Origin of the sequence: Pseudomonas sp. LS-2, from assembly GCF_003605735.1 — a bacterium.
Classification (GTDB): domain Bacteria; phylum Pseudomonadota; class Gammaproteobacteria; order Pseudomonadales; family Pseudomonadaceae; genus Aquipseudomonas.
Map to the genome: position 1 here is coordinate 79,831 of NZ_QXTJ01000014.1, position 13,980 is coordinate 93,810.

Sequence of the window (13,980 nt, forward strand, 5' to 3'; positions counted from 1 at the left end):
GGGGCTGCAAAAGAGTTGTAATGCCGAGGTGGTGGAATTGGTAGACACGCAACCTTGAGGTGGTTGTGCCCATAGGGTGTAGGGGTTCGAGTCCCCTTCTCGGTACCAATTGAACAAGTTAGCCCGCAGTAGCGGGCTTTCTTGTAGGTGGATGTGTCGGATTGACCCAAAACGGGATCGGTCGTATACTTCCGCCCCAGCTTTGTCGCGGGGTGGAGCAGTCTGGTAGCTCGTCGGGCTCATAACCCGAAGGTCGTTGGTTCAAATCCAGCCCCCGCAACCAGTTTTAGCGGAGCCCCTTTTCAGGGGCTTTTTGTTAGCTGGACACTTTATTACGCCGCTGTTCAACGGCGTTTTTTCATGATGGGCGCTTTGCCCATTTTTTATTTGCACAGCATGCACGAGGGGGTTCAGGTGTCGAGCAAGCTAGAACAGTTGCAGGCCTTGCTGGCCCCGGTGGTCGTGGCCCTTGGCTATGAATGCTGGGGTATCGAGTTTTCGGCCCAGGGTCGTCACTCAATGTTGCGCGTTTATATCGATAAAGAGGGCGGCGTGCTGGTGGACGATTGTGCCATTGTCAGCCGTCAGATCAGCGGTGTTCTGGACGTAGAAGATCCGATCAGCTCCGAATATACGCTCGAAGTTTCTTCTCCTGGCATGGAACGCCCGCTGTTCACGATCGAGCAGTTTGCAGCCTTTGCCGGGGAACAAGTGAAGATAAAGCTGCGTTCGCCCTTCGATGGTCGACGCAACTTTCAAGGCCTTCTCCGCGGGGTGGAGGAGCAGGACGTCGTGGTGCAAGTGGACGATCACGAATACCTGTTGCCGATCGATCTGATCGACAAAGCCAACATTATTCCCACGTTTGACTGAGACGCGGATCCCGCGGATCCAATGGCTTGCGAAAGGCGAGGCGTACGATGAGCAAAGAAGTACTGCTGGTTGTTGAGTCGGTATCCAATGAAAAGGGCGTACCGGCCAGTGTGATTTTTGAAGCGCTTGAAATAGCCCTGGCCACGGCCACTAAGAAGCGTTTCGAAGACGAAGTTGACCTTCGTGTGGAAATCAATCGCCACACGGGCGCTTATGAGACATTCCGTCGCTGGACGGTCGTCGAGGAAGAAGATCTCGACGATCCGGCTATCGAAACCTGGCCAAGCAAGGTCGCGGAAACTCATCCGGGCGCGAACGTTGGCGACGTTGTAGAAGAGAAGATCGAATCTATCGAGTTCGGCCGAATCGCTGCTCAGACTGCCAAGCAAGTCATTGTGCAGAAAGTTCGCGAAGCCGAGCGCGCTCAAGTCGTAGACGCCTATCGTGAGCGTCTGGGCGAAATCATTTCCGGTACTGTTAAAAAAGTTACACGTGACAATGTCATCGTCGACTTGGGTAACAACGCCGAGGCTCTGCTGGCGCGTGAAGACATCATCTCCCGGGAGACTTTCCGTGTAGGTGTCCGCGTTCGTGCATTGCTCAAAGAGATCCGCACTGAAAACCGTGGTCCTCAGCTGATCCTGTCGCGTACTGCGCCAGAGATGCTGATCGAGCTGTTCCGGATTGAAGTTCCGGAAATTGCCGAAGGTCTCATCGAGGTGATGGCTGCCTCCCGTGATCCTGGTTCGCGAGCAAAGATCGCAGTTCGTTCCAAGGACAAACGCATTGACCCGCAGGGCGCTTGCATCGGTATGCGCGGTTCGCGTGTTCAGGCTGTTTCCGGCGAGTTGGGCGGCGAGCGTGTGGATATCGTGCTCTGGGACGACAATCCGGCGCAGTTCGTCATCAATGCCATGTCGCCTGCCGAAGTGGCAGCGATCATCGTTGATGAAGACGCCCATGCCATGGATATCGCTGTAGGCGCAGACAACCTGGCCCAGGCGATTGGTCGCGGTGGTCAGAACGTGCGTCTGGCGAGCCAGTTGACTGGCTGGACCTTGAACGTAATGACCGAATCGGACATCCAGGCCAAGCAGCAAGCGGAAACCGGCGACATCCTGCGCAACTTCATCGACGAGCTGGAAGTCGACGAAGAGCTCGCTCAGGTGCTGGTAGACGAAGGCTTCACCAGCCTGGAAGAGATTGCCTACGTACCGTTGGAAGAAATGCTCAACATCGACGGCTTTGACGAAGACATCGTCAACGAGCTTCGTGCTCGTGCCAAGGATCGCTTGTTGACTAAAGCCATCGCTACTGAGGAAAAGCTGGCAGACGCCCATCCGGCCGAAGACCTGCTCTCGCTTGAGGGTATGGACAAGGATTTGGCGATGGAACTGGCGGTGCGCGGCGTAATTACCCGCGAAGACCTGGCCGAGCAGTCTATTGACGATCTGCTCGACATCGACGGCATTGACGATGATCGTGCCGGCAAGTTGATCATGGCCGCCCGAGCCCATTGGTTCGAGTAAGTAAATGCGGCCTGAGGAGAGAAGTGCATGACGCAAGTCACGGTGAAAGAACTGGCCAAAACGGTCGACACACCGGTAGAGCGCCTGTTGCAGCAGATGCGTGAGGCAGGTCTGCCGCACACCGCCGCCGAGCAAGTTGTGACCGATAACGAAAAACAAGCCCTGTTGACGCACCTGAAAAGCGGCCACAAGGCTAAAGTGGAAGAACCGCGCAAGATCACTTTGCAGCGTAAAACCACCAGTACCCTACGCGTTGCTGGCAGCAAGAGCATCAGCGTTGAAGTACGTAAAAAGAAAGTCTTCGTACAGCGCAGCCCGGAAGAAATCGAAGCCGAGCGCAAACGTGAGCAGGACGAGCGCCGCGCGGTAGAAAATGCCGCTCGTCAAAAGGCTGAAGAAGAAGCCCGTCAGCGTGCCGAAGAAGAAGCGCGCCGCCAGCCTGCTCCTGCTCCGCAAGCTGCTGACGCGGTTGCTGCTTCAGCCTCGCAGCCTGCGGTGCAAGCCGTTGCCGAGCCTGTTCAGGAAGCACCTGTTGCTGCACCTGCCCCTGTTGCCGATGTTCGCAAGAAGGACGAACAACGTCGTCCGGACAAGCCACGTAACGACGATAACAATCGCCGCAGCGGTGGTGGTGATGGTGAGCGCAAAAACGCTCCCCATCGTGCCTCGGTCAAGGAAAAGGCTCCAGCGCCACGCGTTGCTCCACGTACTACCGACGAAGAAAGCGATGGCTTCCGTCGTGGTGGTCGCGGCAAGGCCAAGCTGAAGAAGCGCAACGCCCACGGTTTCCAGAGCCCGACCGGCCCTGTGGTGCGTGATGTGCAGATCGGCGAGACCATCACGGTTGGCGATCTCGCCAATCAGATGTCGGTCAAGGCTGCTGAGATCATCAAGTTCATGTTCAAACTGGGTACTCCAGCCACCATCAACCAGGTGCTTGATCAGGAAACTGCTCAGCTGGTAGCCGAAGAACTGGGCCACAAAGTGACCCTGGTCAGCGACACCGCTCTGGAAGATTCCCTGGCCGAGTCCCTGAAGTTTGAAGGCGAGACGTTCTCCCGTGCACCAGTCGTGACTGTAATGGGCCACGTTGACCACGGTAAGACCTCGCTGCTCGACTACATCCGTCGTGCCAAGGTAGCTGCTGGCGAAGCCGGTGGCATCACCCAGCACATCGGTGCATACCACGTTGAAACCGAACGCGGCATGGTCACCTTCCTCGACACCCCGGGTCACGCCGCGTTTACCGCAATGCGTGCTCGTGGTGCCAAGGCGACCGACATCGTGATTCTGGTGGTTGCAGCGGACGACGGCGTGATGCCTCAGACCATTGAAGCCGTTCAGCACGCGGTAGCGGCTGGCGTGCCACTGGTTGTAGCAGTGAACAAGATCGACAAGCCGGGCGCCGATCTCGATCGCATCCGTAGCGAACTGTCGGTTCACGGCGTGACGTCCGAAGAGTGGGGCGGTGACACGCCGTTCGTACCTGTGTCGGCGAAAGTCGGTACTGGCGTGGACGAGCTGCTTGAAGCCGTTCTGCTGCAAGCTGAAGTGCTCGAACTGAAAGCGACTCCGTCGGCCCCTGGCCGTGGTGTTGTGGTTGAATCGCGTCTCGACAAAGGTCGTGGACCGGTTGCAACCGTTCTGGTTCAAGACGGTACCCTGCGCCAAGGCGACATGGTTCTGGTCGGTTCGAACTATGGCCGAGTGCGTGCCATGCTCGACGAGAACGGCAAGCCAATCAAGGAAGCCGGTCCATCCATCCCTGTCGAGATCCTCGGCCTGGACGGTACCCCGGACGCTGGCGACGAGATGAGCGTGGTTGCTGACGAGAAGAAAGCCCGGGAAGTGGCTCTGTTCCGTCAAGGCAAGTTCCGCGAAGTCAAACTGGCTCGCGCTCACGCCGGCAAGCTGGAAAACATCTTCGAAAACATGGGTCAGGCCGAGAAGAAGACGCTCAACATCGTCCTCAAATCCGACGTCCGTGGTTCGCTGGAAGCTTTGCAGGGAGCATTGAATGGCCTGGGCAACGACGAAGTGCAAGTGCGCGTGGTCGGTGGCGGTGTCGGTGGTATCACCGAGTCCGACGCCAACCTGGCACTGGCTTCCAACGCTGTACTGTTTGGCTTCAACGTGCGTGCCGATGCCGGCGCTCGCAAGATCGTCGAGCAGGAAGGTCTGGATATGCGTTACTACAACGTGATCTACGACATCATCGAAGACGTCAAGAAAGCCCTGACCGGCATGCTTGGCAGCGACGTCCGGGAGAACATCCTGGGTATCGCCGAAGTTCGCGACGTGTTCCGTTCGCCGAAGTTCGGCGCGATCGCTGGCTGCATGGTGATCGAAGGTGTTGTGCACCGTAACCGTCCGATCCGTGTACTGCGTGAAGACATCGTTATCTTCGAAGGTGAGCTGGAATCCCTGCGCCGCTTCAAGGATGACGCTTCCGAAGTACGGGCCGGCATGGAGTGCGGTATCGGCGTCAAGAGCTACAACGACGTCAAGGTCGGTGACAAGATCGAAGTCTTCGAGAAGGTCCAAGTGGCTCGCAGCCTTTAAGTCGCGAGCTTCAGGAGTCATGGCGGTCGCCGCACGCAAATGCACCGCGCCCGTCATGGACTCTAAATGCAACGCCCGGTCCGGCTTCTGCCAGGCCGGGCGTTTGCCGCTTTCAGACCGCATGGCTTTTGCCGTGGGTCAGTACAGGTAACAAGACATGGCAAAAGAATATAGCCGTACCCAACGTATCGGCGATCAGATGCAGCGCGAACTGGCTCAATTGATTCGACGCGAAGTCAAAGACCCTCGTGTAGGGCTGGTCACCATCACTGCGGTCGATGTCAGTCGTGACGTCGGTCACGCCAAGATCTTCATCACCGTGATGGGGCAGGACAGTGCTGAAGAGATCGCTCAATCGATCAAGGCGCTGAACTCCGCAGCAGGCTTTCTGCGCATGCAGCTGGCACGTGAAATGAAGTTGCGCAGCGTGCCTCAGTTGCACTTCCACTACGACGAAAGCGTTGCCCGTGGCGCGCACCTGTCCGCGCTGATCGAGCGCGCAGTGGCCGAAGACGGTCAGCACGAACCCGCTGCCAAGCAAGATGGTTCGGAGGAGTAACGGCGTGGCTCAGGTCAAGCGTATCCGCCGCAACGTCAGTGGCATCATCCTGCTGGACAAGCCGCTGGGTTTCACTTCCAACGCAGCCTTGCAGAAGGTTCGCTGGTTGCTCAATGCGGAAAAGGCCGGTCACACGGGGAGTCTCGATCCGTTGGCTACCGGCGTGCTGCCGCTTTGCTTCGGCGAAGCGACCAAGTTCTCGCAGTACCTGCTGGATTCCGACAAGGGTTACGAGACTCTGATGCAGCTGGGCAAGACCACCACCACAGCCGATGCCGAGGGCGAAGTTTTGCAGACGCGTCCGGTGACCGTTGGTCGCGCCGACATCGAGTCTGTGCTGCCCGGTTTTCGCGGACAAATCAGTCAGATACCGCCCATGTACTCAGCCCTCAAGCGTGATGGCCAGCCGTTGTACAAGTTGGCGCGGGCAGGGGAAGTGGTGGAGCGCGAAGCGCGTTCTGTTACTATTGCGCGCCTGGAATTATTGGCGAGCGAAGGCGAGACCGCTCGTTTGGCCGTCGACTGCAGCAAAGGCACCTATATTCGTACCCTGGTGGAAGATATTGGTGAAAAGCTTGGCTGTGGTGCGTATGTTGCCGAACTGCGTCGTACACAAGCCGGACCTTTCACGCTTGCCCAGACGGTCACGCTGGAGGAGTTGGAGGCGGTGCACGCTGAAGGTGGCAATGAAGCAGTCGACCGCTTCCTGATGCCTTCCGACAGCGGTTTGCTCGACTGGCCTCTGCTGAAGTTTTCCGAGCACAGTTCGTTTTACTGGTTGCATGGTCAGCCAGTCAGAGCCCCGGATGCGCCGAAATTCGGCATGGTCCGGGTGCAGGATCATGAAGGACGCTTCATCGGGATTGGTGAAGTGAGTGAAGACGGGCGGATCGCGCCACGTCGACTGATTCGGTCAGAGTGACCGAACCCGTCGGGTCGGGGTTCTGACACGGCGGTAAGAGGGTGGCTGTTAACAGGCGCGGTCACACCTCTCTCTTAGATACAGGGATTTGTCCCTGGCCTGTTGAAGCTGTTTTTTTGAAACAGTTTCCTGATAAAAGGATTGCCTCATGGCTCTCGACGTTCAAGAAAAAGCTCAAATCGTTGCTGACTACCAGCAAGCCGTTGGTGACACTGGTTCGCCAGAAGTGCAAGTTGCACTGCTGACCGCCAACATCAACAAACTGCAAGGTCACTTCAAGGCCAACGGTAAAGATCACCACTCCCGTCGTGGTCTGATCCGCATGGTTAACCAGCGTCGTAAGCTGCTGGACTACCTGAAAGGCAAAGACGTGAGCCGTTACAGCGCTCTGATCGGTCGCCTGGGTCTGCGTCGCTAATCAGCGATTGCGCTAGAGGTTGGTTGTCTGTCGTACGTCTGCGGGTTCCCGAAGACGTGTGGCAGGCTTCCAGCCTCAAGTTTTATCTGGATACACGTTTTACGCTTCACCCTGGACTGATGAAGGGCCGATTCCCCTCACCGCCCAAGAATTCGCAAGAAACCAGTTCCCCCAAGAGCCACAAAGAAGGTAGGAAACCGTGAACCCGGTAATCAAGAAGTTTCAATTCGGTCAATCGACCGTAACCCTGGAGACAGGCCGCATCGCCCGTCAGGCTTCTGGTGCAGTATTGGTCACCGTTGACGACGACGTCACCGTTCTCGTGACTGTGGTCGGCGCCAAACAAGCAGACGCTGGCAAAGGCTTCTTCCCACTTTCCGTTCACTACCAAGAAAAAACCTACGCTGCCGGCAAGATCCCTGGTGGTTTCTTCAAGCGCGAAGGCCGTCCTTCCGAGAAGGAAACGCTGACCTCGCGTCTGATCGACCGTCCGATCCGCCCTCTGTTTCCTGAAGGCTTCATGAACGAAGTGCAGGTTGTCTGCACCGTCGTTTCCACCAGCAAGAAAACCGATCCGGACATCGCTGCGATGATCGGTACTTCGGCTGCCCTGGCTATCTCCGGTATTCCTTTCGACGGCCCGATCGGCGCTGCTCGCGTGGCTTTCCACGAAAGCACCGGTTACCTGCTGAACCCGACTTACGAACAACTGAAGGCGTCGAGCCTGGACATGGTTGTTGCCGGTACCGAAGAAGCGGTACTGATGGTTGAGTCGGAAGCCAAAGAGCTGACTGAAGACCAGATGCTGGGCGCTGTTCTGTTTGCCCACGACGAATTCCAGTCGGTGATCAAGGCTGTCAAGGAGCTCGCTGCCGAGGCCGCCAAACCTACCTGGACCTGGGCTCCGAAGGCAGAAGCCACTGAACTGCTGGGCGCTATCCGCTCCGAGTTCGGCGCTGCCATCTCCGAGGCCTACACCATCACCGTCAAGGCTGACCGTTATGCGCGCCTGGGCGAGTTGAAGGATCAGATCGTCGCCAAGCTGGCCGTTGAAGACGGCAGCCCGTCGGCTTCCGAAGTCAAAGCTGCATTCGGCGAAATCGAATACCGCACCGTTCGCGAAAACATCGTCAACGGCAAGCCACGTATCGACGGTCGCGACACCCGTACCGTACGTCCTTTGAACATCGAAGTCGGTGTTCTGCCGAAGACTCACGGTTCGGCACTGTTCACCCGTGGTGAAACTCAGGCGCTGGTCGTTGCCACGCTGGGTACTGCTCGTGATGCTCAGTTGCTCGACACCCTCGAAGGCGAGAAAAAAGACCCGTTCATGCTGCACTACAACTTCCCTCCGTTCTCGGTAGGCGAGTGTGGTCGCATGGGTGGTGCTGGTCGTCGCGAAATCGGTCACGGCCGTCTGGCCCGTCGTTCGGTTCAGGCCATGCTGCCAGCAGCTGACGCTTTCCCGTACACCATCCGCGTCGTATCGGAAATCACTGAATCCAACGGTTCAAGCTCGATGGCTTCGGTCTGCGGTGCTTCCCTGGCACTGATGGACGCCGGTGTTCCGATGAAGGCACCCGTTGCCGGTATCGCGATGGGTCTGGTCAAGGAAGGCGAGAAATTCGCCATTCTGACCGATATTCTGGGTGACGAAGACCACCTCGGCGACATGGACTTCAAAGTGGCCGGTACCGCCAAAGGCGTCACCGCACTGCAGATGGACATCAAGATCAAGGGCATCACCGAAGAGATCATGGAGATCGCCCTGGGTCAGGCCCTGGAAGCTCGCCTGAACATCCTCGGCCAGATGAACAACATCATTGGTCAGTCGCGTACCGAGCTGTCGGAAAACGCTCCGACCATGATCGCGATGAAGATCGACACCGACAAGATCCGTGACGTCATCGGTAAAGGCGGCGCGACCATCCGTGCCATCTGCGAAGAAACCAAGGCCTCGATTGACATCGAAGACGATGGCTCGATCAAGATCTTCGGCGAAACCAAGGAAGCGGCTGAAGCGGCACGTCAGCGCGTTCTGGGTATCACCGCAGAAGCTGAAATCGGCAAGATCTACGTGGGCAAGGTTGAGCGCATCGTCGACTTCGGGGCATTCGTCAACATCCTGCCTGGCAAAGACGGTCTGGTGCACATCTCCATGCTGAGCGATGCTCGTGTCGAGAAAGTCACCGACGTGCTGAAAGAAGGTCAGGAAGTCGAAGTTCTGGTTCTGGACGTGGACAACCGCGGCCGTATCAAGCTGTCGATCAAAGACGTAGCTGCTGCCAAGGCGTCGGGCGTTTAATCGCAAGAGCTTCTTGTCACATCGCGTCAGCGCTTGAGAAAAGAGCCCTCCGGGGCTCTTTTTTTTCGTGTGTAATTAATGAGTTACGGCAAAAAAAAGACAGTCACGGCTCGGTCAGAACATGCATCTTGCAAGCGGAACTTTCCGTAAACGGGCAATCTGCACGATCGTGTCGGATCCATGAATTTATAAGTAATTGATAATAAAGGGGATTATATCTTTCAGCGGTTTGGCACAGGGCTTGCGATATACACAGTAACCCTGCGGCCAACGAGGTTGGCGCAGATTCTGAGAAAAACAGGAGTTACTCGTATGAAGAAGTTCGCTATTGCTGCCGCTACCGCCACTGCTCTGACTCTGACCATGGCAAACGTAGCCATGGCCCAGACCTCTACTCAAGCTCCAATGGTGGTCGCTGCAAATGAAGTCGCCAAAACCCAGGAAGCTACCTCCGATACCTGGATCACCACCAAGGTCAAATCCGATCTGCTGACCGAAAAAGGCATTCCAGGTTCTGACATCAAGGTTGAGACCAACAAAGGCGTGGTTTCCCTGTCGTCGACTGTCGCTATCACTGAAGCACAGAAAACTACCGCAGTAGCGATCACCAAGAAAATCAAAGGCGTTAAAGCTGTTTCGGCTGACGGCCTGAAAGCTGAGTAAAGCTATTCCCAAGAGCCACTAGAACGAGCAATTGACGGCCAGGGAGGTCGTCGGTCGGTCGATTGAAGGTTCATGCGAAGGCCATATGGATGTGGCCACTACAAGCCCCGGCGTTTACGTCGGGGCTTGTTTTATTCCCTCCTGAATGAAACAAGAGCACATCCGCACAAGAATCTTTTTGTGTCGAGCCTTAGCCTGCCTCCCGCAAACACTCACGCGTATATTTTCCTTAGGACTGAATGTGGTCCTATGAACAAACGCGTGGTCTGAAAAATACTATCCTGAACGTTCTGCGCCGTCCCTCGGCCGGAGTCATCGCGGACTCGCCGTCTGCGAAAAAGCATTTGCGCTGCCATTCCAATGATTCAGAACAAGGCAAGAATGTCGCAATGAATACTGTTCCAGCTGTCCACATGGCAGCGTCTCGGGCTGAGGTTACGCCCAGCGTCTGGTTGTTGAGACTGGGTGCAATGATACTCGCGTTGATCATTTTCCTGATCGATTGGCTGAGTTCGCTCGACGTCGCCATCGCCGTGCTCTACGTGGCCGTGATTCTGATGTCCGGAGACCTGTTCTCTCGCCGGGGCGTCGCGGTGGTTGCTACGGCGTGCGGAGCGCTGACGCTGACGGCCTATCTTTTGTCCCATGGTACTGAATGGCTGGTGCCCCCATTCGCCCGTTGCATGGTGAGCCTGTGTGCGATTGCGATCACCGCCTTTCTGGCGTTGAAGAACAAGGCTGCCCGGGATGCGTTGCAAGGGCAGGTGCATCTGCTGCATCGCAGCGAAGCATTTCTCGCCGGCGCTCAGCGGCTGAGTCAGACCGGCAGCATCGGGTTGAAAATGCCGAGTGCCGAGATGTACTGGTCTGACGAGGCGCGGCGGATTTTCCAGTTCGATGACCGATCCCAGCCCACGCTGGAGTACATGATCAGCCGCACCCATCCCGAAGATACCGATGACCTCAAATCCCTGGTCGAGCAGGCTTATGCGCGTCACGCGAATATGGAGACCGAGTTTCGGTTAGTGATGAGCGATGGCTCGTGCAAATTCGTGCGCATGCTCGCGCAGCAGGTTCATGACGCGTCAGGTGAGTGTGAGTACATCGGCGCGCTGATGGACGTCACGGCCGCCAAGAACGCGGAGGACGCACTCCATCGTTCGCAGAGCCATCTTGCCCATGTGACGCGAGTCACGACGCTCGGTGAGATGGCGGCGTCGATTGCGCATGAGGTGAATCAGCCTTTGTCGGCGGTTACGACCAACGCTGAAGCAGGATTGCGCTGGTTGAATCGCGACGTGCCGAATCTGGAAGAGGTGCGCAGCGCTATCGAGCGCATCAAGAGCGAAGCGCACCGCGCCAGTGAGGTCATTCGACGTATCCGGGCCTTGTCCCGCAAGACGGATCCCACGCATCTGCCGATTGATCTACAAGATGTACTGCAGGAATCGATTGCCCTGGTACGCCGCGAGATATTGCGTCATCGGGTGAATCTGGATTTCCGGCCAACAGACGCCCCAATGAGAGTCAAAGGTGACAAGGTGCAATTGCAACAGGTCATCATCAACCTGATGATGAACGCCATGCAGGCGATGTCGGGCATGCATGGCAAGGAGCGCGTGTTGTCGGTTTCACTGAGCAACACGCCAGGGGGCGATGTTTTGCTGCGCGTTGAGGATAACGGGCCAGGTGTAGCGGTGCAGAATCTGCCCAGCCTGTTCAATCCATTTTTCACCACCAGACCGGAGGGGATGGGCATGGGCCTGTCGATTTGCCGCTCGATCATCGATGCCCATGGCGGCCGTATCTGGGCAGAGAGCGAACTGGGCCATGGCGCGGTGCTCAGCTTTTCGGTGCCCGCCGCTGAGCAGGTTCCATCATGACGGTCGCTGATATAAGCCCAATCGTGTTTGTGGTGGACGATGACCCTGCCATTCGTACAGGTCTCGATAGCCTGTTGAGGTCGGTCGGCATGCGTGTGCACACCTACGCTTCGGGTGCGGAGTTCTTGCTGCATCCCTTCGAAGACGTGCCGGCGTGTCTGATCCTTGATGTGCGTTTGCAAGGGGAAAGCGGCCTGGACTTTCAGGTTCGGCTGGCCGAAATGAAGGTTTCGATGCCTGTCGTGTTCGTCAGCGGCCACGGTGATATCGCAATGTCGGTAAAGGCGATGAAGGCAGGGGCGCTGGATTTTCTGGTCAAACCTTTCCGGGAGCAGGATTTGCTGGACGCTGTGACCCTGGCCCTGCAAGAAGACGGCAANGACGCTGACCTCACGCGAGCAGGAAGTGATGGCTTATGCGGTGACAGGGCTCATGAACAAGCAGATTGCCGCCGAGATGGGGCTGAGCGAAATAACCGTGAAAATTCATCGGGGGCATGCCATGAAGAAGATGCACGCCCGGACCTTCGCTGACCTTGTGAAAATGTCCCAGGCCCTCGAGGGGGAATAATCGGCGCGATAGGGCACGAGTTCCGAGTGTTGTCTGACTGGTCAGAAAACGCCCATTCGTCGCGGTCATACAACCGTATACTTCTCGTGCGCAAGCAGGGTCGGTACCGTGTGAGGTATGGCCATGTGCATCATTGCTCATGCTTTTATCTCTGCCCTCATAGGTATCTCGTTTGTCCAGCCCCCCAATGGTCGCCGGTGTCGATGATGACACCGCGNTGTGTTTTCTCCTCGGCCGAGGAGTTTCTGGGTTCCGCCGATGTGGGTAACGCGGACTGCCTGATCACCGATGTGCAAATGCCCAGCATGAGCGGTGTCGAACTTCACGAGCATTTGACATCCCAAGGGATAGTCATCCCGACCATCTTCATTACGGCATTTGCTGAGGAAACTGTTCGCAAACGGGCGATGGTCGGCAGCGCAGTGGGCTTTCTCGCCAAACCGTTTCAAGTGCAGGCACTGATCGACTGCCTGGAGTCGACGCTGGCCTGATTTTCACTTCTGATTATTCTTTACGAATGGCCGCTCAACGGCTGCAACTTCGCCGTTGTTCAGGAAGTTGATGTGCCTGACATTTCTGTTTGAGTGCGAGCCCCGAGCTTATTCGCAAGCGCCGAAAGCAACTACGAAGGCCGGCAAAAGAATCAAGTGCCTGTGAGGGCGCTTTTGCTATATCGCGTGCTGCACCGGCGTGCGGGAGGAAGTGCCAACCGGTTCAGCCGGAAGATGTATTTGAATCAGCGCCACCAGTTGGCTGATCTGATAAACGCAGTCGGTCATCAGGTGCAGGCTGTTGTAATCGCCATTGATCACGGCTCGGTCCATGAAGACTTTTGTCTGCGGGGCAAATCCCATCAATGCGCAAGTATTTTCGCTGATGTGATGCAGGCAAGTGGCAAAACTCGTTTCGTCTGCGTGGGAGCTCATTCCCAGAAGGCTTAGCGCCTGACGTTGAGGTGGGGCGCCGAGGTCATGAATGCGCTCATCCAGAAATGCCGAGCATTGCTCGGTTGCTTCGCCGATACGGTGAAACAGCTGGCGCACATCGACGAAACTGACATTGCGCAGCCGCAGCTCAAGATTGAGAACATGCTGGCGCAGCTGCAGGGTGGTCAGCAGATGCTCACGCAGCAAGTCCACGAGCGCCATGCGTTCCGAAACCACAGCCGAGTCGTGGGCACCGTATTGGATCATGCCGTGAGCAAGAGCGTAGGTGCGTTGCACTTTTTTATGGCTGTTCATGACGACCCGTCCTCGTACTCGATATGAACATTGATCTGAATCATGTCGCATGAGAACAATAATTCAGTTCATGGACAGCTTCACTCCTACGTGAATACAGTGAGTTACTACTTGGGTACACCTGACTCATACCTGAGTATCAATTGCTCGACCACGCGAATTCAGGTTTCAGAGGCTGTGAGCGCGGTAATAACAACACTCGCACGCCCTGCTCTTCGAAAGATTGACGCCATAAAACAAGCGTCGTGCATTCAATAAGTTACTTATAAGAAGTCAGTATTTGCTGAGCATAGATATTGCATACCACGATGCCCATCCAGGAAGGGGTGAAGAATCGACCCACTTTGTCAGTCGGCAGCATTCAAACGCTGCCGACCGCTCCTGTATTCATCACAACTAATTGCATTGATAGTCCGGGCCCTGCCTGAAACTCTTTTGCTGTGAGATTGAAAGCG

10 protein-coding genes, 2 tRNA genes and 3 pseudogenes are annotated in these 13,980 nt (G+C 56.5%); 14 read left to right on the top strand and 1 reads right to left on the bottom strand.

Going from position 1 to position 13,980, the window contains the following annotated elements:
• The first annotated feature begins 22 nt into the window (after window positions 1-22).
• The 14 genes and pseudogenes from D3M70_RS07425 to D3M70_RS07490 all read left to right on the top strand — a co-directional run.
• Window positions 23-108: transfer RNA gene (locus tag D3M70_RS07425), tRNA-Leu, on the top strand.
• A gap of 98 nt (window positions 109-206) precedes the next feature.
• Window positions 207-283, top strand: a tRNA-Met gene (locus tag D3M70_RS07430).
• Between the two features lie 131 nt (window positions 284-414).
• Entirely contained in the window at window positions 415-873 is a 459-nt protein-coding gene (gene rimP / locus D3M70_RS07435; RefSeq protein ID WP_081566696.1) for a ribosome maturation factor RimP, read from the top strand.
• Window positions 874-920: 47 nt separating this feature from the next.
• Window positions 921-2,402 (top strand): transcription termination factor NusA, encoded by a 1,482-nt coding sequence (gene nusA, locus D3M70_RS07440; protein ID WP_120125170.1) that lies wholly within the window; start codon window positions 921-923, stop codon window positions 2,400-2,402.
• Window positions 2,403-2,429: 27 nt separating this feature from the next.
• Window positions 2,430-4,964: a translation initiation factor IF-2 gene (infB, locus tag D3M70_RS07445; RefSeq protein ID WP_120125171.1), complete on the top strand. Its 2,535-nt coding sequence runs from the start codon at window positions 2,430-2,432 to the stop codon at window positions 4,962-4,964.
• A 157-nt stretch (window positions 4,965-5,121) separates the two neighbouring features.
• Window positions 5,122-5,523 (top strand): 30S ribosome-binding factor RbfA, encoded by a 402-nt coding sequence (gene rbfA, locus D3M70_RS07450; protein WP_120125172.1) that lies wholly within the window; start codon window positions 5,122-5,124, stop codon window positions 5,521-5,523.
• A gap of 4 nt (window positions 5,524-5,527) precedes the next feature.
• Window positions 5,528-6,445, top strand: a complete 918-nt coding sequence (gene truB, locus D3M70_RS07455; RefSeq protein ID WP_081566575.1) for a tRNA pseudouridine(55) synthase TruB — start codon at window positions 5,528-5,530, stop codon at window positions 6,443-6,445.
• A 148-nt stretch (window positions 6,446-6,593) separates the two neighbouring features.
• Window positions 6,594-6,863, top strand: a complete 270-nt coding sequence (gene rpsO, locus D3M70_RS07460; protein WP_046820615.1) for a 30S ribosomal protein S15 — start codon at window positions 6,594-6,596, stop codon at window positions 6,861-6,863.
• 199 nt (window positions 6,864-7,062) lie between these two features.
• Window positions 7,063-9,168, top strand: a complete 2,106-nt coding sequence (gene pnp, locus D3M70_RS07470; RefSeq protein WP_120125173.1) for a polyribonucleotide nucleotidyltransferase — start codon at window positions 7,063-7,065, stop codon at window positions 9,166-9,168.
• 312 nt (window positions 9,169-9,480) lie between these two features.
• Window positions 9,481-9,831 (top strand): BON domain-containing protein, encoded by a 351-nt coding sequence (locus D3M70_RS07475; RefSeq protein ID WP_120125174.1) that lies wholly within the window; start codon window positions 9,481-9,483, stop codon window positions 9,829-9,831.
• 389 nt (window positions 9,832-10,220) lie between these two features.
• A complete protein-coding gene (locus D3M70_RS07480) occupies window positions 10,221-11,714 on the top strand; it encodes a sensor histidine kinase (protein ID WP_256659744.1) in 1,494 nt (497 codons plus the stop codon).
• Window positions 11,711-12,093: pseudogene (locus D3M70_RS07485) on the top strand (response regulator transcription factor); the annotation flags it as partial. The gene D3M70_RS07480 and the pseudogene D3M70_RS07485, both read left to right, overlap by 4 nt.
• 1 nt (window position 12,094) lies before the next feature.
• Window positions 12,095-12,284, top strand: a pseudogene (locus D3M70_RS32810) (response regulator transcription factor); the annotation flags it as partial.
• 218 nt (window positions 12,285-12,502) lie between these two features.
• Window positions 12,503-12,775, top strand: a pseudogene (locus D3M70_RS07490) (response regulator transcription factor); the annotation flags it as partial.
• 177 nt (window positions 12,776-12,952) lie between these two features.
• Here D3M70_RS07490 and D3M70_RS07495 read toward each other — a convergent pair.
• Entirely contained in the window at window positions 12,953-13,525 is a 573-nt protein-coding gene (locus D3M70_RS07495) for a hypothetical protein (protein WP_120125176.1), read from the bottom strand.
• Window positions 13,526-13,980: the final 455 nt, after the last annotated feature.